Raw genomic sequence first — 23,887 nt, 5'->3', positions numbered from 1 at the left:
TCCGGCCTTCGTTTTTTCTGCACCATAGGATCAACCATGCCGGCTTCTTTCGTTCATCTACGCCTGCACACCGAATACTCCCTCGTTGATGGTCTGGTCCGTGTAAAACCGTTGGTCAAGGCGCTCGCGGCCATGAACATGCCGGCCGTGGCGGTGACCGACCAGAACAACATGTGTTCGCTGGTCAAGTTCTACAAAGCAGCCATGGGCGCCGGCATCAAGCCGATCTGTGGCGCCGACATCTGGCTGGCGGGGCGTGATCGCGATGCACCGCTCAGCCGTCTGAGCCTGCTGGTGATGAACCCCAAAGGCTACCTGAACCTCACCGAACTGATTTCCCGTGGCTTCATGCACGGCCAGCGCAACGGCCTGGTCGTTATCGAGCGCGAGTGGGTGGCCGAGGCCAGCGAAGGGCTGATTGCCCTGTCTGCGGCGAAGGAAGGCGAGATCGGCATGGCCCTGCTCGGTGGCAATCCGGCCGAAGCCGACGAGTTGCTGAAAGAGTGGCTGACGGTTTTTCCGGACCGCTTCTACATCGAAGTCCAGCGCACCAACCGCATCAATGATGAAGAACATCTGCACGCCGCCGTCGCCTTGGCCGAACGCCATGGCGTGCCGCTGGTGGCCAGCAACGACGTGCGTTTCATCAAGCAGGAAGATTTCGAAGCCCACGAAACCCGCGTGTGCATCGGCGAAGGCCGGGCGCTGGACGATCCGCGTCGCTCGCACAACTACAGCGATCAGCAGTACCTGAAGAGCGCGGAGGAGATGGCCGAGCTGTTCAGCGATCTGCCTGACGCCCTCGCCAACACCGTCGAGATCGCCAAGCGCTGCAACATCGACGTTAAGCTGGGCACGCACTTTCTGCCCAACTTCCCGATTCCCGATGGCATGACCATCGACGAGTATTTCCGCAAGGTGTCCTTCGAGGGGCTGGAGGAGCGCCTTGCCGTGCTCTGGCCGAAAGAAACCACGCCGGACTACGAGGCCAAGCGGCAGGTGTACGTCGACCGCCTGAATTTCGAGCTGGATATCATCATCCAGATGGGATTCCCCGGTTACTTCCTGATCGTTATGGACTTCATCCAGTGGGCCAAGAACAACGGCGTGCCGGTGGGTCCGGGCCGGGGGTCGGGTGCCGGTTCGCTGGTGGCCTACGTGCAAAAGATCACCGACCTCGACCCGCTGGAATACGACCTGCTGTTCGAACGTTTCCTAAACCCCGAGCGGGTCTCCATGCCCGACTTCGACGTCGACTTCTGTATGGATGGTCGCGACCGGGTCATCGAGTACGTGGCCGAGAAATACGGCCGCAACGCGGTCAGCCAGATCATCACCTTCGGCTCCATGGCCGCGAAAGCGGTGGTCCGGGACGTCGCGCGGGTGCAGGGCAAGTCCTACGGATTGGCGGATCGTCTGTCGAAGATGATTCCCTTCGAAGTCGGCATGACACTGGAAAAAGCCTACGAGCAGGAAGAGATCCTGCGCGACTTCCTCAAGGTCGACGAGGAAGCGGCTGAGATCTGGGAAATGGCGCGCAAGCTCGAAGGCGTTGTGCGTAACGTCGGCAAGCACGCCGGTGGTGTGGTCATCGCGCCTACCAAGCTGACTGACTTCTCGGCGATCTACTGCGATGAAGAGGGCGGTGGCCTGGTCACCCAGTTCGACAAGGATGACGTCGAGGCCGCTGGTCTGGTGAAGTTCGACTTCCTGGGTCTGCGTACCCTGACCATCATCGACTGGGCACTGAAGACGATTAACCGCGACCGCGCCAAGGTCGACGAAGAGCCCCTCGACATCGCGTTCATCCCGCTGGACGACATGCCGACCTACGAGCTGCTGCAGCGCGCCGAAACCACGGCCGTCTTCCAGCTTGAATCCCGCGGCATGAAAGAGCTGATCAAAAAGCTCAAGCCCGACTGCCTGGAAGACTTGATCGCACTGGTGGCGCTGTTCCGTCCCGGTCCTTTGCAATCGGGCATGGTTGACGATTTCATCAACCGTAAACACGGTCGCGCGGAGCTGTCGTACCCCCACGTCGATTACCAGTACGAAGGCCTCAAGCCGGTGCTTGCGCCGACCTACGGCATCATCCTGTATCAGGAACAGGTGATGCAGATTGCTCAGGTCATGGCCGGTTACACCCTTGGCGGCGCTGACATGTTGCGTCGTGCAATGGGCAAGAAGAAGCCCGAGGAAATGGCCAAGCAGCGCGGCGGTTTCATCGAAGGTTGCAAGACCAACAACATCGACCCTGACCTGGCCGGTAACATTTTCGACCTGGTAGAGAAATTCGCCGGTTACGGTTTCAACAAGTCGCACTCGGCGGCCTACGGGCTGGTGTCGTACCAGACCGCCTGGCTCAAGCGTCACTACCCGGCGCCGTTCATGGCGGCGGTGCTTTCAGCGGACATGCACAACACCGACAAGGTCGTGACCTTGATCGAAGAAGTGCGGATCATGAAGCTGCGCCTGGATGCGCCGGACGTGAACAACTCCGAGTTCAAGTTCACCGTGAACGACGACGGCCGCATCGTCTATGGCCTCGGCGCGATCAAAGGCGTCGGCGAAGGCCCGGTGGAAGCGATCACCGAAGCGCGTCAGGAAGGCCCGTTCGCCGACCTGTTCGATTTCTGCGCCCGCATCGACCTCAAGCGCGTCAACAAGCGCACCCTCGATGGCCTGATTCGCAGCGGTGCCTTGGACCGTCTCGGCCCGTTCTTCTATGACGAGCCAAAACAGTATCAAGCCAATATCGACCGTAACCGCGGTGTCCTGCTGGCCGCACTCGAAGAAGCCATTCAGGCCGCCGAGCAGACCGCCCGCAGTCACGACAGCGGCCATGCCGATCTCTTCGGCGGCCTGTTCGTTGAAGCCGACGCCGACGTTTACGCGAACCACTGCAGCGCCAAAGAGGTCACTCTCAAGGAACGGCTGCGTGGCGAAAAAGAAACCCTGGGCCTGTACCTGACCGGGCACCCGATCGACGAATACGAAGGTGAGATCCGCCGCTTCGCGCGTCAGCGCATCGTCGATCTGAAGCCCTCGCGGGAGACCCAGACCATCGCCGGGCTGATCATTGCGCTGCGGGTGATGAAGAACAAAAAGGGCGACAAGATGGGCTTCATCACCCTGGACGACCGTTCCGGACGTATCGAAGCGTCGCTGTTTGCCGATTCGTTCCAGGCGGCTCAGTCGCTGCTGCAAACCGATGCGATGGTGGTGGTGGAAGGGGAAGTCAGCACCGACGACTTCTCCGGGGGCCTGCGGTTGCGCGCCAAACGGGTGATGAGCCTGGAAGAAGCGCGCACCGGGCTGGCGGAAAGTCTGCGCCTGAACGTGCGGGCCGAAGCGCTCAAGGGCGACCGGCTGCGCTGGCTGGGCGAGCTGTGCAAGAAGCACCGCGGCGCGTGCCCGATCACCCTCGACTACACCGGGCAGGAAGCCAAGGCATTGCTGCAGTTCGGCGAAGCGTGGCGGATCGATCCCGCAGACAGCCTGATTCAGGCGCTGCGTGACCAGTTCGGACGAGAGAACGTCTTCCTGCAGTATCGCTGACACCGATCAGCTCAATATTAATGACCTCGACACTTTAAACTCGACCGAAAGGCGCCCGCTCCATTAAGGTATGGCGCTTATCGGATCAACCGGCCGGCCTCTTGGCCGTCGACCCAAGACGGATGCCTATGAACCCGAATTTTCTGGATTTCGAACAGCCGATTGCTGACCTGCAAGCCAAGATTGAAGAGCTGCGTCTGGTGGGCAATGACAACTCGCTGAACATCGGCGACGAAATCTCTCGACTGCAAGAGAAGAGCAATACGCTCACCGAAAGCATTTTCGGCAACCTGACCAGTTGGCAGATCGCGCGCATGGCGCGTCATCCGCGTCGTCCGTATACGCTGGACTACATTCAACACATCTTCACCGAGTTCGACGAGCTGCATGGCGATCGCCACTTCTCTGACGACGCTGCCATCGTCGGCGGTATTGCCCGGCTGAACGACCAGCCAGTGATGGTGATCGGTCATCAGAAGGGCCGCGAAGTGCGCGAGAAGGTTCGCCGCAACTTCGGCATGCCGCGTCCTGAAGGCTACCGCAAGGCCTGCCGCCTGATGGAAATGGCCGAGCGTTTCAAGATGCCGATCCTGACCTTCATTGATACGCCGGGCGCATACCCAGGCATCGACGCCGAAGAGCGTAACCAGAGCGAAGCCATCGCCTGGAACCTGCGTGTGATGGCGCGCCTGAAGACTCCGATCATTGCCACCGTGATTGGCGAAGGCGGTTCAGGCGGCGCACTGGCCATTGGCGTGTGCGATCAGCTGAACATGCTGCAGTACTCGACCTACGCAGTGATCTCGCCTGAAGGCTGTGCTTCCATCCTGTGGAAAACCGCCGAGAAGGCGCCGGACGCAGCTGAAGCGATGGGCATCACTGCCGAGCGTCTGAAGGGACTGGGCATCGTCGACAAGGTGATCAGCGAGCCACTGGGCGGCGCGCACCGCGATCCGGCCGCTGCCGCTGCCTTGATCCGCGAAGAACTGAGCAGCCAGCTGAGCATGCTTCAGAAGTTCGATAACGACGCGCTGTTGGCCCGCCGTTACGACCGCCTGATGAGCTATGGCCTTTAACCGGACCGTTCTGCAAAGAGAGCGTCACCGAACCCGGTGACGTCTCCGGTCCGGCGAGCTTTAAGCAGGGTTAACCAGCATGAGCAAACCGGACAGCATCACACTCGCACTCTCCAGACGTCTGCTGTCGCGCCTCGAACCCTGGCGCGCTGCAGGCGCCTGGCGCGTCGCATTCTCCGGTGGGCTCGATTCCACTGTTCTGCTCCACCTGCTGGCGGAACTTGCCAGGGTTCACGCGCTTCCACCTCTGACCGCTGTTCACGTCAACCATGGCCTTCAGGCTGTGGCGGCTTCGTGGCCGGTGCATTGCCGGCAGATGTGTCAGATTCTGGGCGTACCGATGCAGGTCATCGACGTCCAGGTGCGCCCCGGTGCGAGCCTTGAACAAGCCGCGCGGGACGCTCGATACGCCGCCTTCAATTCGACGCTCGCGGCTGGCGAAGTGCTGCTGACCGCTCAGCATCGGGACGATCAGGCGGAGACGCTGCTGTTCCGTCTGCTGCGTGGCGCCGGGGTGCGCGGGCTGGCTGCCATGCCGGCGCAGCGTCCTTTGGGCGCAGGGCAGCTGGTTCGGCCTCTGCTGGACGAATCCCGCGCGACCCTTGAGGCCTATGCCCGGGAGCAGGGTTTGAGCTGGATCGAAGACCCGAGCAACAAAGACAGCCGCTTTTCGCGCAACTATCTGCGCAGCCACGTGCTGCCGCTGGTGACGACGCGCTGGCCGCAGGCAATTGCGAGCATGGCTCGTAGCGCCGCGCATCTGGCCGAAGCCCAGCAGTTGCTGGACGAGCTGGCGGTGCAGGACCTGGCTCTGGCCGATACGCCGTGCCCCTGGCCGTGGCTCGATATGCCCTCTCTTGAGCTCGCGCCGCTGGAAACGTTGTCTCCCGCCCGGCAGCGCAACGCATTGCGCCACTGGCTGGCGCCGCTCACTCGACTGCCTGATACCGATCACTGGGCAGGCTGGGATTCGCTGCGCGATGCCGGGCCGGACGGTCGCCCCATCTGGCGACTGGCCGATGGTCAGATGCACCGAGCCGAAGGGCGCATCTGGTGGCTGTCGGGGATCTGGCTGAAAAACGTCGCCGGCTCGCAGCACTGGTCCATGGCGTCGCAACCTCTCGCGCTGCCGGGCAACGGCATGTTGCAGATCCTCGGCGCTGCGCCATCGGGTGGCCTGCATGTGCATTACCGCCAGGGCGGTGAAACCTTTGATGTGCCGGATCGGGGACGTCGAGACCTCAAACGCCTGCTTAACGAGAAGGGTGTGCCGGTGTTTCTGCGCGGCCGATTGCCGCTGTTGTACCGCGGCGAGCAGTTATTGGCCGTGGCAAACCTTCCGGGACTGGACGCCAGCCCCCGTGGCGACTGGCGATTGCACTGGTTGCCACCGACGAATGACCAAAGTTTGAGCTGAAAGGGCCTTTCCGGTAGACTACGCTCCCTTCTTGATACAGCTTATGTCGATCCTTCCGGAACGACGCAAGTTGCCGATTACCAGCCAGTCTTTACTGGGCGATTCTCAAAAATGTGGCGATCCACGGACAGACCTTTTCAAGGCCGGTCGTTGATTTAGGCGCGACAGATTCGAAATGCACAGTGGAACACGCAGGTTATCGGGGGCTTCGGCCTTCCTTCGCTTTCCCCGGCGGCTCTGACCGCTTTAACGCAGACTTCTAGGGTTTTTCATGACGCGCTACATCTTCGTCACGGGCGGTGTTGTTTCTTCATTGGGGAAAGGCATCGCCTCGGCTTCATTGGCGGCCATCCTGGAGGCGAGGGGACTTAAGGTCACCATGCTCAAGCTGGACCCCTACATCAACGTCGATCCCGGCACCATGAGTCCGTTCCAGCACGGTGAGGTGTTCGTCACCCACGACGGCGCCGAAACTGACCTGGACCTGGGTCACTACGAGCGTTTCATTCGCACCACCATGACCCAGAACAACAACTTCACCACCGGCCGTGTGTACGAACACGTCCTGCGCAAAGAGCGCCGTGGTGATTATCTGGGCGCGACCATTCAGGTGATCCCGCACATCACCGACGAAATCAAGCGTCGCATCATCAAGGGCGCCGGCGATGCCGACGTCGCCATGGTCGAAATCGGCGGCACCGTGGGCGACATCGAGTCGCAACCGTTCCTCGAAGCGATCCGTCAGCTGCGTTTTGAAGTGGGCGCCAAGCGCGCCATGCTCATGCACCTGACGCTGGTTCCGTACATCGCCACCGCGGGCGAGACCAAGACCAAGCCGACACAACACTCGGTGAAAGAACTCCGTTCGATCGGCCTGCAGCCAGACGTACTGGTCTGCCGTTCCGACCACCCGATCGACATCTCGTCGCGCCGCAAGATCGCGCAGTTCACCAACGTTGAAGAGCGCGCGGTCATCGCCCTCGAAGACGCCGACACCATCTACAAGATCCCGGGCATCCTGCATTCCCAGGGCCTCGACGATTTCGTCGTCGAGCGCTTCGGCCTGCAGTGCGGCAGCGCCGACCTGTCCGAGTGGGAAAAGGTCGTCGACGCCAAACTCAATCCGGAACACGAAGTCACCATCGCGATGGTCGGCAAGTACATGGAGCTGCTGGATGCCTACAAGTCGCTGATCGAAGCCATGAGTCACGCCGGGATCAGCAACCGTACCAAGGTTAATCTGCGCTACATCGATTCCGAAGACATCGAGAATCAGGGCACTGGTTTGCTTGAGGGCGTTGACGCGATTCTCGTTCCGGGCGGCTTCGGTCTGCGCGGTGTCGAGGGCAAGATCACGGCCGTGCAGTTCGCTCGCGAGAACAAGGTTCCGTACCTGGGCATCTGCCTGGGCATGCAGGTGGCGGTCATCGAGTTCGCCCGTAACGTGCTGGGCTGGACAGACGCCAACTCCACTGAGTTTGATCGTGCCAGCCAACACCCTGTCGTCGGTCTGATCACCGAGTGGGAAGACGCCACCGGTGCTGTCGAAACCCGGACCGAAACTTCGGACCTGGGCGGCACCATGCGTCTGGGCGCGCAGGAATGCCTGCTTGAGCCGGGTTCTCTGGTGCACGATTGCTACGCCAACGACGTTATCGTCGAGCGCCATCGCCACCGCTATGAAGTGAACAACAAGCTGCTGCCACAACTGGTCGAAGCCGGCCTGAAAATCTCCGGCCGTTCGGGTGATGGCGCGCTGGTTGAAGTGGTGGAGTCTCCTGACCATCCATGGTTTGTGGCTTGCCAGTTCCACCCCGAGTTCACCTCTACGCCCCGCGATGGCCACCCGTTGTTCAGTGGTTTCGTGAAAGCAGCGCTTGCTCAACACCAGAAGAACGGTTGATAGGGAATCCATCACATGGCACAGAAAATCATCCGCGTCGGCTCCATCGACATCGCCAACGACAAACCCATGGTCCTGTTCGGCGGCATGAACGTCCTGGAGTCGCGCGACATGGCGATGCAGGTCTGCGAAGAATACGTGCGAGTGACCGAGAAGCTCGGCATTCCGTACGTGTTCAAGGCCAGCTTCGACAAGGCCAACCGTTCCTCAGTGACTTCCTACCGCGGCCCGGGTCTTGAAGAAGGCATGCGGATTTTCCAGGACATCAAGCAAGCCTTCGGCGTGCCGATCATCACCGACGTGCACGAGCCTGAGCAGGCCGCTGCGGTGGCAGAAGTCTGCGACATCATTCAGTTGCCGGCTTTCCTGTCCCGCCAGACCGACCTGGTCGTGGCCATGGCCAAGACCGGCGCCGTGATCAACATCAAGAAGGCCCAGTTCCTGGCGCCCCACGAGATGAAACACATCCTCGCCAAATGTGTGGAAGCGGGCAACGATCAGTTGATCCTGTGTGAGCGCGGTTCGAGCTTCGGCTACAACAATTTGGTCGTCGACATGCTTGGTTTCGGCATCATGAAATCGTTCGAATACCCGGTGTTCTTCGACGTGACCCACGCCTTGCAGATGCCGGGCGGCCGCTCCGATTCCGCCGGTGGCCGTCGCGCCCAGGTCACCGATCTGGCCAAGGCCGGGATGAGTCAGGGCCTGGCCGGTCTGTTCCTGGAAGCCCATCCGGATCCGGACAACGCCAAGTGCGACGGTCCCTGCGCCCTGCGCCTGGACAAGCTGGAGCCGTTCCTGGCCCAGCTCAAGGCGCTCGACGAACTCGTTAAAAGCTTCCCGACGATCGAAACGGCGTAAAACCCGCTTCTCCGGCGCCGAGCCCTCCGGTAGAGTGCCGTTCGTTGTTTTCCCGACCAAAGGGTCGGGAAAATTGTCGTTTCAGGCCCTGCCCGTTGTCCTAGAGCCCTGAGACGCCGAATCGTTTTCCCAGCTGCGTCGTTTTCGTCAATCTTGGAGTGTTAACAACAATGGCAAAAATCGTCGACATCAAAGGTCGTGAAGTTCTCGACTCCCGTGGCAATCCCACCGTGGAAGCAGACGTGCTCCTCGACAACGGCATCATCGGCAGCGCCTGCGCGCCGTCCGGTGCTTCCACCGGCTCGCGTGAAGCGCTGGAGCTGCGTGATGGCGACAAGAGCCGTTACATGGGCAAGGGCGTTCTGAAAGCTGTGGCCAACATCAATGGCCCGATCCGCGACCTGTTGCTGGGCAAAGACCCGGTTGACCAGAAAGCCCTGGATCACGCGATGATTCAGCTGGACGGCACCGAAAACAAAGCCAGCCTGGGCGCCAACGCGATCCTCGCTGTGTCGCTGGCTGCGGCCAAAGCAGCTGCTCAGGATCAGGACCTGCCGTTGTACGCGCACATCGCCAACCTGAACGGCACGCCGGGTGTTTACTCGATGCCGGTTCCGATGATGAACATCATCAACGGTGGCGAGCACGCCGATAACAACATCGACATCCAGGAATTCATGATTCAGCCGGTGGGCGCCAAGACCTTTTCCGAGGGCCTGCGCTGGGGTACCGAGATTTTCCACCACCTCAAAGCGGTGTTGAAAGCACGTGGCCTGAACACTGCCGTGGGTGACGAAGGTGGCTTCGCGCCGAACCTGAACTCCAACGGCGACGCGCTGGACGCCATCGCCGAAGCCGTTGCCAACGCGGGCTACAAACTGGGCACCGATGTGACCCTGGCGCTGGACTGCGCAGCGAGCGAGTTCTACAAGAACGGCAAATACGTGCTGAGCGAAGAAGGCGAGTACGACTCTGCCGGTTTCGCCGACTACCTGGCTGACCTGGTCAGCAAGCACCCGATCATTTCCATCGAAGACGGTCTGGACGAGTCGGACTGGGATGGCTGGAAAGTCCTCACCGACAAGATCGGCGACAAGATCCAGCTGGTGGGTGACGACCTGTTCGTGACCAACACCAAGATCCTGAAAGAAGGCATCGACAAGAAGATCGGTAACTCTATCCTGATCAAGTTCAACCAGATCGGCACGCTCACCGAAACGCTGGAAGCCATCCAGATGGCCAAGGCCGCGGGTTATACCGCAGTGATCTCGCACCGTTCCGGCGAAACCGAAGACTCCACCATTGCCGACCTGGCCGTGGGTACCGCCGCCGGCCAGATCAAGACCGGTTCGTTGAGCCGTTCCGACCGTATCGCCAAGTACAACCAGCTGCTGCGTATCGAAGAGCAACTGGGCGCCAAAGCGGTGTACCGTGGTCGCGGCGAGTTTCGCGGCTGATTGCAAAGATGGTAAAAAGGCAGCAGGCGTTGTAGGAGAAGTCACCGAAAGGTGACCGCTCTTGTCGTCCTGATCCATGAGCCCGGTGACCACCGGGCTTATGGGCATTTGAAATGGTCGGTTTTGCTGTCTTTATTCGCCGGGTAACAGATATTCACAATGCGCAGTCCTAACTGGTTGTTCCTCGTTCTGCTTTTGATGCTCGCTGGCTTGCAGTATCGCCTATGGGTAGGTAACGGCAGTCTCGCGCAGGTGGCCAGTCTGACGCAGCAAATCGCCGATCAACACGCCGAAAACGATGCTCTGCTGGAGCGCAACCGGGTCCTCGACGCGGAAGTGCTGGAGCTGAAAAAAGGCCTCGAAACCGTTGAAGAGCGTGCCCGTCATGAATTGGGCATGGTCAAAGACGGCGAAACCCTTTATCAGTTGGCACAGTGACGTTGGTGTAATGACTCAATCCCTTCCTGCCTTCTGGGCAGTGATTCCCGCAGCGGGCGTTGGCGCGCGCATGGCGGCAGACCGTCCCAAGCAGTACCTGCAACTGGGCGGCCTCACGATTCTTGAACACAGCCTGCTTTGCTTTCTCGATCATCCCCGGCTCAAGGGCCTGGTGGTCAGTCTGGCTGTGGATGACCCTTATTGGCCTACGTTGCCTTGCGCGCTGGATTCCCGGATTCAGCAGGTCGCGGGCGGCAAAGAGCGTGCGGACTCGGTGCTCAATGCACTGCTGCACCTGCACGCCAACGGCGCGGATGACAACGATTGGGTGCTGGTACATGACGCAGCGCGCCCGAACCTGGCGCGTTCGGACCTCGATAATCTGCTTGGCGAGCTGGCGGATGATCCGGTCGGCGGCTTGCTGGCGGTGCCGGCCAAAGACACCCTCAAGCGCGCCGACGCCAATGGCCGTGTGACCGAAACCGTGGACCGCAGCCTGATCTGGCAGGCCTATACGCCGCAGATGTTTCGTCTGGGTGCGCTGCACCGCGCGCTGGCGGACAGTCTGGTGTCCAACGTGGCGATCACCGATGAAGCTTCCGCTATCGAGTGGGCCGGGCAATCGCCGCGTCTGATCGAAGGGCGCGCGGATAACATCAAGGTCACCCGCCCGGAAGACCTGGAGTGGCTGCGCCAGCGGCGTGTGGAATTCAACGGCTGATCCGCCTACACGCTGTATTCCTCCCGTGACGCCAATCCCGCTTTCAGATAATCCACCAGCTTTCTCACCTTGGGCGACAGATGCCGCTGCTGCGGGTACAACGCCCAGACGGCGGTGTTCGGCGGCTGATGGGCATCCAGCAACGAGACCAGCGCGCCGCGCTTGAGATGCTCAAGCACGTAGTAGTCCGGAAGCTGACACAGCCCGACCCCACGCAACGCCGCATCCAGCACCGCCTGCCCACTGTTGCAGCGCCAGTTGCCTTGCACCCGCTGGGAAAATTCCCGCCCGTTTTGCTGCAGCAACCAACTGTCCGAGCTGCCGATCAGGCAATTGTGTCGGGCCAGTTCGGACACGCTGTGGGGCCGGCCGTACCGTTGGAGATAGGCGGGAGAGGCGCACAGGTACATCTTGCGCGGGGCCAATCGAGCGGCCACCAGTCTTGATTCCTGCAATCGACCCAGCCGGATGGCCAGGTCCAGGCCTTCATGCACCAGATCCAGCGTGTTGTTGGTCAGCTCGATGTCCACGCGCAGTTGCGGGTAGTCCTCCATGAAGCGTGTCACCAGCGGGGCGATGAACCGCTCGCCGTAAGCGACGGCACAGGTCATCCGCAGCAGTCCCTTCGGCTCGCTGGTCAGGTCGGTCACCGCCCGCAATGCTTCCTCGCGTCCGTCCTGCAGGCGTTGGCAGTGATGCAGGAACGTCTGACCCGCTTCGGTCAGCGCGACCTTCCGGGTGCTGCGATACAGCAAGCGCGTCTGCAAGCGCTCTTCGAGTCGCGCGATCTGCCGACTGATGTGCGATGACGACACCCCCAAGCGCTCGGCGGCGGCGGTGAACTGCCCGCACTCGGCAACGGCGACAAACTCGTCCAGACCTTCCCAACGATTGACCTGCATCTATTGTCCCTGCACAGCATTAATGTTTTGCTTTCAGGCGGATTATTCATCACCCAGCACTGTATTACACTCCTGGCTCGTATTTATTTAGCTGGAGATCATGATGATCAAGTCACGTGCTGCCGTAGCTTTCGCGCCCAATGAACCACTGCAGATCGTCGAAGTGGACGTAGAAGCCCCGAAAGCCGGCGAAGTGTTGATTCGTACCGTGGCATCCGGCGTTTGCCATACCGATGCCTACACCTTGTCCGGTGCTGATTCCGAAGGCGTCTTCCCTTGCATCCTCGGTCACGAAGGCGGCGGCGTCGTTGAAGCCGTCGGCGAAGGCGTCACCTCGCTGGCCGTGGGCGACCACGTCATTCCGCTGTACACCGCCGAATGCCGCGAGTGCAAGTTCTGCAAATCCGGGAAGACTAACCTCTGCCAGAAAGTCCGCGCCACCCAGGGCAAAGGGCTGATGCCCGACGGCACCACCCGCTTCAGCTACAACGGCCAGCCGATCTACCACTACATGGGCTGCTCGACGTTCTCCGAATACACCGTGGTCCCGGAAATCTCCCTCGCCAAAATCCCCAAGGAAGCGCCGCTGGAGAAGGTTTGCCTGCTGGGTTGCGGCGTGACCACCGGCATTGGCGCAGTGCTGAACACGGCCAAGGTCGAAGAGGGCGCCACTGTGGCGGTCTTCGGTCTCGGCGGTATCGGCCTGGCGGCGATCATCGGCGCAAAAATGGCCAAGGCCTCGCGCATCATCGCGGTCGACATCAACCCGTCCAAATTCGACGTGGCCCGTGAATTGGGGGCGACCGAGTTCGTCAATCCCAAGGATCACGACAAGCCGATTCAGGAAGTGATCGTCGAAATGACCGACGGCGGCGTGGATTACAGCTTCGAGTGCGTAGGCAACGTGAACCTGATGCGCGCGGCCCTGGAGTCGTGCCACAAGGGCTGGGGCGAATCGGTGATCATCGGCGTCGCCGGTGCGGGTCAGGAAATCTCTACCCGTCCGTTCCAGCTGGTGACCGGTCGCGTCTGGCGCGGTTCGGCCTTCGGTGGCGTCAAAGGCCGCACCGAATTGCCAAGATACGTCGAAAAAGCGCAGGCCGGCGAGATCCCGCTGGACACCTTCATCACCCACACCATGGGCCTGGACCGGATCAACGAAGCGTTTGACCTGATGCACGAAGGCAAAAGCATCCGTACGGTCATTCATTTCTGAAAAGCAGCGGTAAGCGACAAGCTTCAAGCCGCAAGTGGAGGTGAGTCAGGACCCCTTGCTGCTTACCGCTTGAAGCTTGCCGCTCGGAGATCCCCATGAGTCTGGAAAACATCTCGTGCCAGAAAAGCTTCGGCGGCTGGCACAAGCGTTACAAACATCACTCTGATGTGCTTGGCTGCGACATGGTGTTCGCGGTGTATCTGCCGCCGCAAGCGGAGCAGGGCGGCAAGTTGCCGGTGGTCTATTGGTTGTCAGGGCTGACCTGCACCGATGAGAACTTCATGCAGAAGGCCGGTGCACTGCGAGTTGCTGCCGAGCTGGGGCTGATCATCGTGGCGCCGGACACCAGCCCGCGCGGCGCCGACGTGCCGGATGACCCGGACAAGGCCTATGACTTCGGACTGGGCGCCGGCTTTTATCTGAACGCCACCGAACAGCCGTGGGCGCGGCACTACCGCATGTACGATTACGTGATCAGCGAGCTGCCGGCGTTGATCGAGGCGCACTTCCCGGCCTCGGACAAACGCAGCATCAGCGGGCATTCCATGGGCGGCCACGGCGCACTGGTCGGCGCGTTGCGCAACCCTGGCCGCTATAAATCGGTGTCGGCGTTCTCGCCCATCTGCAACCCGATGGATTGCCCGTGGGGGCAGAAAGCCTTCTCGCGCTATCTGGGCGAAGACCGTTCGCGCTGGCGTGAATGGGACGCCAGCGTGCTCATCGCCGAGGCCACCGAGCGCCTGCCATTGCTGGTGGATCAAGGCGATCGCGACGACTTCCTCGGCAATCAGCTCAAGCCGGAATCATTGGTTCAGGCGGCGAAGGCGGCCGGTCATCCCCTGGAATTGCGCATGCAGCCGGGGTACGACCACAGCTATTACTTCATCGCCAGTTTCATCGAAGACCACCTGCGCCACCACGCCCGAGCCCTGGCCGGCTGAAGTCTCCGCCTTCAATTGCAGTGTCTCGGGCAATTGCGCGCCGGCCGGCCCTAATGTCGATCAAAGTAGGTAGAATCACGCCCTGACTTTTTCAGGGCGTTTTTTTATGCGTATTGGCCACGGCTATGATGTGCACCGTTTCGCTGAAGGCGATTTCATTACCTTGGGCGGCGTGCGGATTGCGCACACGTCGGGTTTGCTCGCGCATTCCGATGGCGATGTAGTGCTGCACGCGTTGAGCGATGCTCTCCTTGGCGCTGCCGCCCTTGGCGACATCGGCAAGCACTTCCCTGACACCGATCCGCAATTCAAGGGCGCCGACAGCCGGGTGCTGCTTCGTCACGTGCTCAAGCAAGTTCAGGGCAAGGGCTGGAAGGTCGGCAACGTCGACGCGACCATCGTTGCCCAGGCGCCGAAGATGGCCCCGCACATTGAAAGCATGCGCGCCTTGATTGCCGAAGACCTGCAAGTCGACATCGACCAGGTCAACGTCAAGGCCACCACCACTGAAAAACTGGGCTTCACCGGCCGTGAAGAAGGCATCGCCGTGCACGCCGTTGCGTTGTTGATCAGCGCATGACCGAGCTCGAACTTCTGGGTCCGAGGGCTTACGGCGACGCGCTGGGTACTGCCGTGCTGAAGGCCACCGCGGAAGACTTTCAGGTCGATGAAGTCCTCGACATCCCGCTTTCCGGTGATGGCGAGCACCTGTGGCTGTGGGTCGAAAAGCGCGGCTTGAATACCGAGGAAGCCGCCCGGCGTCTGGCCAAGGCGGCCGGCGTGCCGTTGCGAACCGTCGCCTACGCCGGTTTGAAGGATCGTCAGGCGTTGACCCGGCAGTGGTTCAGCATTCAGCTGCCGGGCAAGGCTGATCCGGACATGTCGGTGGCTGAAAACGATTCCCTGAAAATCCTCGACAGCACACGCCACAAACGCAAGCTGCAACGGGGCGCCCACGCCGCCAATGGTTTTACGCTGCGTCTCACGCAATTGCAGGCCGACAAGGCCGGGCTCGACGCACGTCTTGAGTTGATCAAACAACACGGCATCCCCAACTATTTCGGTCCTCAGCGTTTCGGCTACGAGGGCGGGAATCTGGGTGAAGCCCGTCATTATGCCGAGCGTCAGGCCCTGCCCGAGCAGCGCAATGTGCGCTCTCGCTTGCTCTCCACCGCGCGCAGCTATGTGTTCAATCAGGTCCTGGCCGCGCGGGTCGCCGATGGCAGCTGGCAACGGGCGCAAGTGGGCGATCTGTTGGCGTTCACCGACAGCCGCAGTTTCTTCCCCGCAGGCGAAGCCGAGTGCAGCGACCCGCGATTGGCGATCCTCGATCTGCACCCGACCGGGCCGCAGTGGGGTGAGGGTGATTCCCCGGCCGCCGGCGCCACCGCAGCGCTTGAAAACAGCATCGCGGTGCGCGAGGCTTCGCTCTGTAACTGGTTGATAAAAGCGGGAATGGAACACGAACGGCGCATCCTGCGACTGCCCATCGGGCGGTTGACGTGGCATTATCCCGAGCCTGACATTCTGCAACTGGAATTCGTCCTGCCGGCCGGATGCTTCGCCACCGCATTGGTGCGCGAACTCGTCGATCTCGCCCCGGCAGGGCAGACGGACAGCTCATGCGTATTCTGATTTCTAATGATGACGGGGTCATGGCGCCCGGGCTTGCTGCGCTGCATGGCGCGCTGGCGGGGTACGCCGAGTGCGTGGTGATTGCGCCCGATCAAGACAAGAGCGGCGCGAGCAGTTCGCTGACGCTGGACCGGCCCTTGCACCCGCACACCCTGGACAACGGCTTCATCAGCGTTAACGGCACGCCCACCGATTGCGTCCACCTTGGGCTCAACGGTCTGCTGCCCGATGAGCCGGACATGGTTGTTTCGGGTATCAATCTGGGCGCCAATCTGGGTGACGATGTGCTGTACTCGGGCACCGTCGCTGCGGCGCTGGAAGGCCGTTTTCTGCAACGCCCGTCATTTGCCTTTTCATTTTTGTCACGTCAGGCCGATAACCTGGCAACCGCCGCGCATTTTGCCCGGCTTCTGGTCGAAGCCCACGAGCGCCTCGACCTTCCACCCCGTACCGTATTGAATGTGAATATCCCTAACCTGCCGCTGGCAAACGTGCGCGGTATCCAGCTGACCCGTCTCGGCCATCGCACCCGTGCGGCGGCGCCCGTGCGCGTGGTCGACCCGCGCGGAAGGGCCGGTTACTGGATTGCTGCCGCCGGAGATGCCGAAGACGGCGGGCCGGGCACCGATTTCCACGCCGTGATGCAGGGTTATGTGTCGATCACCCCGTTGCAGCTGGATCGTACCTATCAGGACGGTTTCAACAGCCTGAACGCATGGCTGGAGGGAATGGCCTGATGTCGCGTGAGCAAGATGATCTGTTACGACGTGGCGTGGGGATGACTTCCCAGCGTACCCGCGAGCGTCTTATCCAACGGTTGTGCGAAGAGGGCATCGCTAACACCCAGGTGCTGGACGTCATTCGCAAGACTCCCCGTCACCTGTTCGTCGACGAAGCCCTGGCGCACCGCGCCTACGAAGACACGGCGCTGCCGATCGGCAACAACCAGACGATTTCTCAGCCTTACATGGTGGCGCGCATGAGCGAGCTGCTGCTGGCGGCGGGCCCGCTGGACAAGGTACTGGAGATTGGCACCGGCTCGGGCTACCAGACCGCCGTGCTGGCGCAACTGGTGGAGCGGGTTTTCTCCGTCGAGCGCATCAAGGTGCTGCAGGATCGCGCCAAGGAACGCCTCGTCGAACTGAACCTGCGCAACATGGTGTTTCGTTGGGGCGACGGCTGGGAAGGCTGGCCGGCGCTCGCGCCTTACAACGGCATCATCGTCACTGCGGTTGCCACCGACGTACCTCAGGCCTTGCTGGACCAGCTGGCACCCGGTGGGCGGTTGGTCATTCCGGTGGGTTCGGGCGAGGTGCAGCAACTCATGTTGATCATTCGTGAGGAAAACGGTTTCTCCCGGCATGTATTGGGCGCTGTCCGTTTTGTCCCGCTGCTCAACGGGCCACTGGCGTAAGCGCTATTTTTTGGCGGCAATGAATTCCCGAAGACGCAGCCGGTCTACAGGCTGGCGTTTTGCAACGATGCTTCGGTTAACTCCCGCAGCGCCGTCTTACACCCTGTTTTTCATGGCTGCCTGATCTTTCACGACCCAGGACAGTTTCTTCTTCAGTCACCGGTAAAGGGAGTGGCGGGTGAGTCTCACAGTCATTCGGCAGCGTAGTTCTTCAACAAGCTTTCAGCGTCTGGTGATTGGAGTTGCCTTGAGTACCCTTCTGGTCGGCTGCTCCAGCACGCCATCGGGCGGCGTACGCGTTGTCGACCGCAACGGCAAATCGACGGTGCCGACGCGTCAGCCTGTGACCACAGGTCAGTACGTCGTGAAGCGTGGCGATACGCTTTTTTCCATTGCGTTTCGTTACGGCTGGGACTGGAAGGCGCTGGCCGCACGCAACAGCATTCCAGAGCCCTTCACCATTCATGTCGGTCAGACGATCCGCTTCGATGGGCGCGCCAACTCGCCGTCTACGGCGGTGGCCGCTGGCTCCGCACGCGTTCCGCAGACCACCACGAGCAGCTCGACATCCCCTTCCGGGTCGCTGAAAACCACTGTCATTTCAAGGCCGGTAGGGGCTGTCGCCGCAACGACGCCACCACCGACCAGCAACTCGACGACGACGCCGGTCAATACAACCGTGGTGACCGGCGCCCGTTCTCCAAGCGGCTGGACATGGCCGACGAGCGGCGTTTTGATCAGCAAGTTCTCTTCAAACGGTAGTTTGAATAAAGGAATTGATATCGCTGGTGATTTGGGACAGCCTGTTTTGGCCGCGTCTGATGGGGCAGTGGTATACGCCGGAAGTGGATTAAGGGGCTACGGCGAATTGGTCATCATCAAACACAGCGATACCTACGTCAGTGCATACGGACATAACCGTCGGCTCTTGGTTCGGGAGGGACAACAGGTCAAGGCAGGGCAAAGTATTGCCGAGATGGGATCAACGGGAACTGACCGGGTGAAACTGCATTTCGAGATTCGCCGCCAGGGTAAACCGGTAGATCCACTGGAATTCTTGCCACGTCGCTGATCGGTTGTCAGCCTGTTCCTGCGTAGAGGGGACAGGCTCAAGTGCTGCCACGGAAGAAGGCGTCACTGGAGCTTGAGGTCGAACTCACCAAAGGACTATAACAATGGCTCTCAGCAAAGAAGTGCCGGAGTTTGACATAGACGACGAGGTGCTCCTCATGGAGCCCGCAATCGTCCTGGATTCTGCAACGGATGAGAAGCCAGCTACACCTTCCGTTCGTGCGAAACCCAAAAACTCTGCAGCGCTCAAACAGCATAAGTACATTGACTACACTCGGGCACTGGATGCTACGCAGCTGTACCTCAATGAAATCGGCTTTTCCCCCTTGCTCTCCCCGGAAGAAGAAGTCCACTTTGCGCGGCTGTCGCAGAGCGGCGATCCGGCTGGGCGCAAACGGATGATTGAGAGCAATCTGCGGCTGGTCGTGAAAATCGCCAGGCGCTACGTCAATCGTGGTCTGTCATTGCTGGACCTGATCGAGGAGGGCAATCTGGGCCTCATTCGAGCGGTCGAAAAATTCGATCCGGAGCGCGGATTCCGGTTCTCGACCTACGCCACCTGGTGGATTCGTCAAACCATCGAACGCGCGATCATGAATCAGACGCGAACGATCCGCCTCCCGATTCATGTGGTCAAAGAGCTCAACGTCTACCTGCGCGCCGCGCGGGAGCTGACGCAAAAGCTTGACCACGAACCCTCTCCCGAAGAAATTGCCAACCTGCTGGAGAAGCCGGTCGGTGAGGTCAAGCGCATGCTCGGTCTCAACGAGCGGGTGTCTTCGGTGGATGTGTCGCTGGGCCCTGATTCAGACAAGACGCTGCTCGACACGCTGACGGACGATCGTCCTACCGATCCGTGCGAACTGTTGCAGGACGATGATCTGTCCCAGAGCATCGATCAGTGGCTTTCAGAGTTGACCGACAAACAGCGTGAAGTCGTCGTCCGTCGATTCGGGCTGCGCGGGCATGAAAGCAGCACGCTTGAGGACGTCGGGCTGGAAATCGGCCTGACTCGTGAGCGTGTACGGCAGATTCAAGTGGAGGGGTTAAAGCGCCTTCGCGAGATACTCGAGAAGAATGGCCTATCCAGCGAGTCACTCTTCCAGTAAGACGAGAGAGTGGGTGTTCGTTATATCAAGCGGTATGAAAGCCCCGACGAGTCGGGGCTTTTTTATGTCGATCTGATGTGAGTTAGATGGACGTCTCATGACAGCGTCTTGAGAGGTCGATGATCTTTTTCACAATCAGGTAAGTGATGCTTACTCATGCTGTAAGCAGTTTCTTACGCGTCCTGTGAGTAATCGTCTCTTCTTTGGCTGATCATGTCTCCGTCAGGTGAAAGCCGATAGTTATCCCGTTGATTTAGTTGGCAATTTAAAACTGGCGTCAGTCAGCGGCTGAATTTTCCTGAAAACTCTCGGCCCTTGCCCTGACCGTTTAAATCACTAAGATCAGTCCTGTACCGACGGATTGGTACAGGCGGTCAAGGAAGACTGCTCAAGGACATCGCAGGACGCGATTCATCAGGATGATGAACACGGATTGAAGGGATTAAGGAAAAAATGTGGGCGGGTCATACCGCCCCTTTTTTCTTCTGTAGAAAAGTGCGGCTGCAACCACCTCGACAATGCAAAAAGGCCCCGAGGGGCCTTTTGCGTCAGCAGGGTGTTCGACGTTTCAGAAGCTTAGCGCTCCAGATCGGCTATCTTGCCGGTCTTGCCATCCCACTGTGCCGCATCCGGCAGCGCGTCCTTGCGTTCCGTGATGTTGGGCCAGACGTCAGCCAGCTCTGCGTTCAGCTGAATGAAATTCTCCATGCCGGCCGGAATCTCGTCTTCGGAGAAGATCGCATTCGCAGGGCATTCAGGCTCGCACAGGGCGCAGTCGATGCACTCGTCCGGGTGAATCACCAGGAAGTTCGGGCCTTCGTAAAAGCAGTCCACCGGACAGACTTCTACGCAGTCGGTGTACTTGCACTTGATGCAGTTGTCGGTGACGACGAAGGTCATTTCTAATTCTCTCCTCAGGCGGCGGCAGCAAGGCCGTTCAGTCCGGCTTGCCAGGTACGGGACGTCCCCCGGCCGTAAAACTCAGCTTCTCGAGCAACGCGGCAGGCAAGGTGTCCTGCGCGGCGATGTCCGACCTTGGTTCGCTGCGTTCAAACGCGGCCAGGTGCGCTGTGAAGCCAGGCTAAAAGCTCACAGCGTCCCGAACCGCGCGGGATTCTAACAGCTTGTTACGAATCACGTTAGATGCGTGTCTTCATCGAATACAACAACTCAAGCGCCTGGCGCGGCGTCAGGTCGTCGATCTTCAGGTTCGACAACTCGTCCAGAACAGGGTGCGGCAAGCTTGCAAACATGTCGCTTTGCATCGGCAGCGGCGGTTTGCCCGGCTTGGCCTTGGGCTGTTCGTGGGGCAGGCTGGTGGTCTCCAGACGCAGCAGATGCTCTTTGGCCCGCGTGATGACGCGCCCCGGCACGCCAGCCAGTTGCGCCACGGCAAGACCATAACTCTGGCTCGCCGGGCCCGGCAGCACGCGGTGCAGGAAGACAATGCGCTCGTTGTGCTCGGTGGCATTCAGGTGCACGTTGGCCACCAGCGGCTCGCTCTCCGGCAACACGGTCAGCTCGAAATAATGGGTGGCGAACAGCGTGTACGCACGAAGCTGGGCGAGGCATTCCGCCGCAGCCCACGCCAGCGAAAGCCCGTCGAAGGTGCTGGTGCCGCGTCCGACTTCATCCATCAGCACCAGGCTTTTGTCGGTGGCGTTGTGCAGGATGTTCGCCGTCTCGCTCATCTCCACCATGAAGGTGGAGCGTCCGCCGGCCAGGTCATCGCTTGAACCGATACGCGTGAAGATACGGTCGACCAGCGACAGCTCGCAGCTCGCCGCCGGCACGAAGCTGCCGATATGCGCCAGCAGCACGATCAAGGCGGTCTGGCGCATGTAAGTGGATTTACCGCCCATGTTCGGACCGGTGATGACCAGCATGCGCGTGTTGTCGTTCAGATCAAGGTCGTTGGCCACGAACGGCGACGACAGAACCTGCTCCACCACCGGGTGACGTCCTTGCTCGATGCGCATGCACGGCTCGTCGGTGAAGCGCGGACGGTTGAGGTCCAGATTCAGCGCGCGCTCGGCCAGGTTGCTCAGCACATCCAGCTCGGCCAGCGCGGCGGCGGTGTCCTGCAGCGGCGCCAGGTGACTGATCAGGTCTTCCAGCAGCGTCTCATAGAGCATCTTTTCCCGAGCCAGCGCGCGGCTCTTGGCCGACAACGCCTTGTCTTCGAATTCCTTGAGCTCCGGGGTGATGAAACGCTCGGCGCCTTTAAGCGTCTGGCGGCGGATGTAATCGGCCGGCGCCTGTTCGGCCTGCTTGCTCGGCAGCTCGATGAAGTAACCATGCACGCGGTTGTAGCCGACCTTGAGGTTGGCCAGGCCGGTGCGTGCCTTTTCGCGGGTTTCCAGATCAATGAGGAACTGCCCGGCGTTCTCGCTCAGGGACAGCAATTCATCGAGCTCGGCGTCGTAACCGGTCTTCAGGACGCCACCGTCTCGAATCACCGCAGGCGGATTGTCGATGATCGCGCGTTGCAGCAGGTCAGCCAGCTCCGGGTAGGTGCTCGCGGTTTTCGCCAATTGCTGGATGTGCGGCGCTTCAAGCTCGGCCAGGGCCAGTTGCAATTCGGGCAACGCGCTCAGGGCATCACGCAGACGCGCCAGGTCCCGAGGACGGGCATTGCGCAGGCCGATACGCGCGAGAATGCGCTCGATGTCGCCGATCTCTTTCAGCTGCGGCTGCAGGTTCTCGAAGCGGTAACGCTCGAGGAAGCAGCCAATGGACTCTTGGCGGGCCTGAAGGATGTGCAGATCGCGCAGGGGACGGTTCAGCCAGCGGGTCAGCAGGCGCGTTGCCATGGCGGTCTGACAGCGATCCATCACCGACTGCAGCGTGTTGTCGCGCCCGCCCGCCAGGTTGGTGTCGAGTTCCAGATTGCGGCGGCTGGCGCCGTCCAGAATCACCGTGTCGTCGAGGCGCTCATGGCGCAGGCTGCGCAGGTGTGGCAATGCGGTGCGCTGGGTTTCTTTGGCGTAGCTCAGCAGGCAGCCGGCCGCGCCGATCGCCAGGGTGAGGTTCTCGCAGCCGAAGCCTTTGAGATCCTGAGTGGAGAACTGCTGGCACAGGCTTTTGTGCGCCGAATCGCGCTCGAAGTCCCATGGCGCGCGACGACGGGCACCGCGGCGTTTCTCTGCGGGCAACCCTTGGGGCCAGTCATCGGGAATCAGCAGCTCGACCGGATTGATCCGCTCAAGCTCGGCCAGCAGGTTTTCCCAGCCCTTGATTTCCAGCACGGTGAAATTGCCGCTGGTGATGTCCAGTACGGCCAGGCCGAACAGGCGCTCGTCACCCAGCACGGCAGCGATCAGGTTATCCCGACGCTCGTCCAGCAAGGCTTCGTCGCTGACGGTGCCGGGCGTGATGATGCGCACCACCTGACGATCGACCGGGCCTTTGCTGGTAGCCGGATCGCCAATCTGTTCGCAGATGACCACTGACTCGCCGAGCTTCACCAGCTTGGCCAGATAGCCTTCCGCTGCGTGATAGGGGATGCCGCACATGGGAATGCTTTGCCCCGCTGACTGGCCCCGCGCAGTCAGCGTGATGTCGAGCAGCTTGGCCGCCTTCTTGGCGTCTTCATAGAAGATCTCGTAGAAGTCACCCATGCGATAGAACATCAGCTGATCGGGATGCTGATTTTTCAACCGCCAGTATTGCTGCATCATCGGGGTATGCGAGGACAGGTCGGAAATTGCTTTATTCATCAGTTATTTAGGCAAATTCTGTAGGGGATTGAGGCAAGTTTCGGGCGACGGCGGGGATTCCACCTACGTGGCTCGACGTCGGATCCGATTGATTTTGCGATGGCGGCAAGGTTACCACGCACGTTCGCGGGCCGCAGGTCCGGCTGATTCGTCACGGCGCGTTTCCGAACCGACACGAAGCGCTTCGAGCTGGCTAGGATGTCGAGCACCGCCCGACGGGAGGCGGCATCATCGACAAGGATTGCCCTATGCAACGCAAGCGAGGACGAGATTCAACCAACGGCCGCTTCATCCCTCTGGAGGAGGCCAAGCGAAGGCCACGGGAAACCATCGTGGAAACCGTCAAGAAACCCTGCCCCGAGAAACCGGAGCGCAAATAGAGGGCTCGCAGGCGTGAACCGGATTCGGATCGCGTCCTGTGTTGCACATCAACCCGGCTGGTGTAGCGT

At 60.6% G+C, this 23,887-nt stretch carries 19 protein-coding genes; 16 read left to right on the top strand and 3 right to left on the bottom strand.

The window, feature by feature from the left end; genetic code table 11:
* Window positions 1–36: 36 nt before the first annotated feature.
* The 8 genes from dnaE (at window position 37) to ispD (ending at window position 11,431) form a co-directional block, all read left to right on the top strand.
* Window positions 37–3,558 carry a DNA polymerase III subunit alpha gene (gene dnaE, locus AC0Z8Z_RS08050; protein ID WP_485618757.1) on the top strand — a complete coding sequence of 1,174 codons (3,522 nt, stop codon included), beginning with the start codon at window positions 37–39 and terminating at the stop codon, window positions 3,556–3,558.
* Window positions 3,559–3,686: 128 nt separating this feature from the next.
* Entirely contained in the window at window positions 3,687–4,634 is a 948-nt protein-coding gene (locus AC0Z8Z_RS08045; RefSeq protein WP_485618756.1) for an acetyl-CoA carboxylase carboxyltransferase subunit alpha, read from the top strand.
* A 79-nt stretch (window positions 4,635–4,713) separates the two neighbouring features.
* Complete coding sequence (tilS, locus tag AC0Z8Z_RS08040) at window positions 4,714–6,051, top strand: tRNA lysidine(34) synthetase TilS (protein ID WP_485618755.1); 1,338 nt, start codon at window positions 4,714–4,716, stop codon at window positions 6,049–6,051.
* 271 nt (window positions 6,052–6,322) lie between these two features.
* Entirely contained in the window at window positions 6,323–7,954 is a 1,632-nt protein-coding gene (gene pyrG / locus AC0Z8Z_RS08035) for a CTP synthase (protein WP_122537375.1), read from the top strand.
* A gap of 15 nt (window positions 7,955–7,969) precedes the next feature.
* Window positions 7,970–8,815, top strand: a complete 846-nt coding sequence (kdsA, locus tag AC0Z8Z_RS08030) for a 3-deoxy-8-phosphooctulonate synthase (protein ID WP_122622970.1) — start codon at window positions 7,970–7,972, stop codon at window positions 8,813–8,815.
* A gap of 170 nt (window positions 8,816–8,985) precedes the next feature.
* The gene (gene eno / locus AC0Z8Z_RS08025) at window positions 8,986–10,272 is read left to right on the top strand and encodes a phosphopyruvate hydratase (protein WP_122537377.1); all 1,287 of its coding nucleotides are present in this window, start codon (window positions 8,986–8,988) and stop codon (window positions 10,270–10,272) included.
* A 159-nt stretch (window positions 10,273–10,431) separates the two neighbouring features.
* Complete coding sequence (gene ftsB, locus AC0Z8Z_RS08020; RefSeq protein WP_037014212.1) at window positions 10,432–10,710, top strand: cell division protein FtsB; 279 nt, start codon at window positions 10,432–10,434, stop codon at window positions 10,708–10,710.
* 10 nt (window positions 10,711–10,720) lie between these two features.
* A complete protein-coding gene (ispD, locus tag AC0Z8Z_RS08015) occupies window positions 10,721–11,431 on the top strand; it encodes a 2-C-methyl-D-erythritol 4-phosphate cytidylyltransferase (protein ID WP_172610982.1) in 711 nt (236 codons plus the stop codon).
* A gap of 5 nt (window positions 11,432–11,436) precedes the next feature.
* Here ispD and AC0Z8Z_RS08010 read toward each other — a convergent pair whose 3' ends face one another.
* Window positions 11,437–12,333 carry a LysR substrate-binding domain-containing protein gene (locus AC0Z8Z_RS08010; protein ID WP_485618754.1) on the bottom strand — a complete coding sequence of 299 codons (897 nt, stop codon included), beginning with the start codon at window positions 12,331–12,333 and terminating at the stop codon, window positions 11,437–11,439.
* Between the two features lie 103 nt (window positions 12,334–12,436).
* Between AC0Z8Z_RS08010 and AC0Z8Z_RS08005 the strand changes: the two genes are divergently transcribed.
* The 8 genes from AC0Z8Z_RS08005 (at window position 12,437) to rpoS (ending at window position 19,719) form a co-directional block, all read left to right on the top strand.
* Complete coding sequence (locus tag AC0Z8Z_RS08005) at window positions 12,437–13,549, top strand: S-(hydroxymethyl)glutathione dehydrogenase/class III alcohol dehydrogenase (RefSeq protein WP_485618753.1); 1,113 nt, start codon at window positions 12,437–12,439, stop codon at window positions 13,547–13,549.
* Between the two features lie 89 nt (window positions 13,550–13,638).
* Complete coding sequence (fghA, locus tag AC0Z8Z_RS08000; RefSeq protein WP_485618899.1) at window positions 13,639–14,490, top strand: S-formylglutathione hydrolase; 852 nt, start codon at window positions 13,639–13,641, stop codon at window positions 14,488–14,490.
* Between the two features lie 106 nt (window positions 14,491–14,596).
* On the top strand, window positions 14,597–15,070 hold the full coding sequence (gene ispF, locus AC0Z8Z_RS07995; RefSeq protein WP_122622973.1) for a 2-C-methyl-D-erythritol 2,4-cyclodiphosphate synthase: 474 nt from the start codon (window positions 14,597–14,599) through the stop codon (window positions 15,068–15,070).
* The gene (gene truD, locus AC0Z8Z_RS07990; protein WP_485618752.1) at window positions 15,067–16,125 is read left to right on the top strand and encodes a tRNA pseudouridine(13) synthase TruD; all 1,059 of its coding nucleotides are present in this window, start codon (window positions 15,067–15,069) and stop codon (window positions 16,123–16,125) included. The genes ispF and truD overlap by 4 nt, the downstream gene beginning before the upstream one ends.
* On the top strand, window positions 16,113–16,862 hold the full coding sequence (gene surE, locus AC0Z8Z_RS07985) for a 5'/3'-nucleotidase SurE (RefSeq protein WP_205484578.1): 750 nt from the start codon (window positions 16,113–16,115) through the stop codon (window positions 16,860–16,862). Before truD ends, surE begins: the two co-directional genes overlap by 13 nt.
* A 41-nt stretch (window positions 16,863–16,903) precedes the next feature.
* Window positions 16,904–17,539, top strand: a complete 636-nt coding sequence (locus AC0Z8Z_RS07980) for a protein-L-isoaspartate(D-aspartate) O-methyltransferase (RefSeq protein WP_172610991.1) — start codon at window positions 16,904–16,906, stop codon at window positions 17,537–17,539.
* 178 nt (window positions 17,540–17,717) lie between these two features.
* Window positions 17,718–18,611, top strand: a complete 894-nt coding sequence (locus AC0Z8Z_RS07975; protein ID WP_485618751.1) for a peptidoglycan DD-metalloendopeptidase family protein — start codon at window positions 17,718–17,720, stop codon at window positions 18,609–18,611.
* A 103-nt stretch (window positions 18,612–18,714) separates the two neighbouring features.
* On the top strand, window positions 18,715–19,719 hold the full coding sequence (rpoS, locus tag AC0Z8Z_RS07970; RefSeq protein WP_122537386.1) for an RNA polymerase sigma factor RpoS: 1,005 nt from the start codon (window positions 18,715–18,717) through the stop codon (window positions 19,717–19,719).
* 576 nt (window positions 19,720–20,295) lie between these two features.
* On the opposite strand, the gene fdxA is transcribed toward rpoS, so the two are convergent.
* The gene (fdxA, locus tag AC0Z8Z_RS07965; RefSeq protein ID WP_065989796.1) at window positions 20,296–20,619 is read right to left on the bottom strand and encodes a ferredoxin FdxA; all 324 of its coding nucleotides are present in this window, start codon (window positions 20,617–20,619) and stop codon (window positions 20,296–20,298) included.
* 239 nt (window positions 20,620–20,858) lie between these two features.
* The gene (gene mutS, locus AC0Z8Z_RS07960) at window positions 20,859–23,426 is read right to left on the bottom strand and encodes a DNA mismatch repair protein MutS (protein ID WP_485618898.1); all 2,568 of its coding nucleotides are present in this window, start codon (window positions 23,424–23,426) and stop codon (window positions 20,859–20,861) included.
* Window positions 23,427–23,887 lie beyond the last annotated feature (461 nt).

The sequence above is a fragment of the Pseudomonas sp. 1L-C-7-B-C1 genome, from assembly GCF_057291635.1.
This window is presented reverse-complemented; position numbering and strand designations above follow the sequence as displayed.

What these genes read in the sequence shown, in the direction of transcription:
- dnaE (WP_485618757.1), top strand. Translation starts at nt 37, where the DNA reads ATGCCGGCTTCTTTCGTTCATCTACGCCTGCACACCGAATACTCCCTC.
- AC0Z8Z_RS08045 (WP_485618756.1), top strand. Translation starts at nt 3,687, where the DNA reads ATGAACCCGAATTTTCTGGATTTCGAACAGCCGATTGCTGACCTGCAA.
- tilS (WP_485618755.1), top strand. Translation starts at nt 4,714, where the DNA reads ATGAGCAAACCGGACAGCATCACACTCGCACTCTCCAGACGTCTGCTG.
- pyrG (WP_122537375.1), top strand. Translation starts at nt 6,323, where the DNA reads ATGACGCGCTACATCTTCGTCACGGGCGGTGTTGTTTCTTCATTGGGG.
- kdsA (WP_122622970.1), top strand. Translation starts at nt 7,970, where the DNA reads ATGGCACAGAAAATCATCCGCGTCGGCTCCATCGACATCGCCAACGAC.
- eno (WP_122537377.1), top strand. Translation starts at nt 8,986, where the DNA reads ATGGCAAAAATCGTCGACATCAAAGGTCGTGAAGTTCTCGACTCCCGT.
- ftsB (WP_037014212.1), top strand. Translation starts at nt 10,432, where the DNA reads ATGCGCAGTCCTAACTGGTTGTTCCTCGTTCTGCTTTTGATGCTCGCT.
- ispD (WP_172610982.1), top strand. Translation starts at nt 10,721, where the DNA reads ATGACTCAATCCCTTCCTGCCTTCTGGGCAGTGATTCCCGCAGCGGGC.
- AC0Z8Z_RS08010 (WP_485618754.1), bottom strand. Translation starts at nt 12,333, where the DNA reads ATGCAGGTCAATCGTTGGGAAGGTCTGGACGAGTTTGTCGCCGTTGCC.
- AC0Z8Z_RS08005 (WP_485618753.1), top strand. Translation starts at nt 12,437, where the DNA reads ATGATCAAGTCACGTGCTGCCGTAGCTTTCGCGCCCAATGAACCACTG.
- ispF (WP_122622973.1), top strand. Translation starts at nt 14,597, where the DNA reads ATGCGTATTGGCCACGGCTATGATGTGCACCGTTTCGCTGAAGGCGAT.
- truD (WP_485618752.1), top strand. Translation starts at nt 15,067, where the DNA reads ATGACCGAGCTCGAACTTCTGGGTCCGAGGGCTTACGGCGACGCGCTG.
- surE (WP_205484578.1), top strand. Translation starts at nt 16,113, where the DNA reads ATGCGTATTCTGATTTCTAATGATGACGGGGTCATGGCGCCCGGGCTT.
- AC0Z8Z_RS07980 (WP_172610991.1), top strand. Translation starts at nt 16,904, where the DNA reads ATGACTTCCCAGCGTACCCGCGAGCGTCTTATCCAACGGTTGTGCGAA.
- rpoS (WP_122537386.1), top strand. Translation starts at nt 18,715, where the DNA reads ATGGCTCTCAGCAAAGAAGTGCCGGAGTTTGACATAGACGACGAGGTG.
- fdxA (WP_065989796.1), bottom strand. Translation starts at nt 20,619, where the DNA reads ATGACCTTCGTCGTCACCGACAACTGCATCAAGTGCAAGTACACCGAC.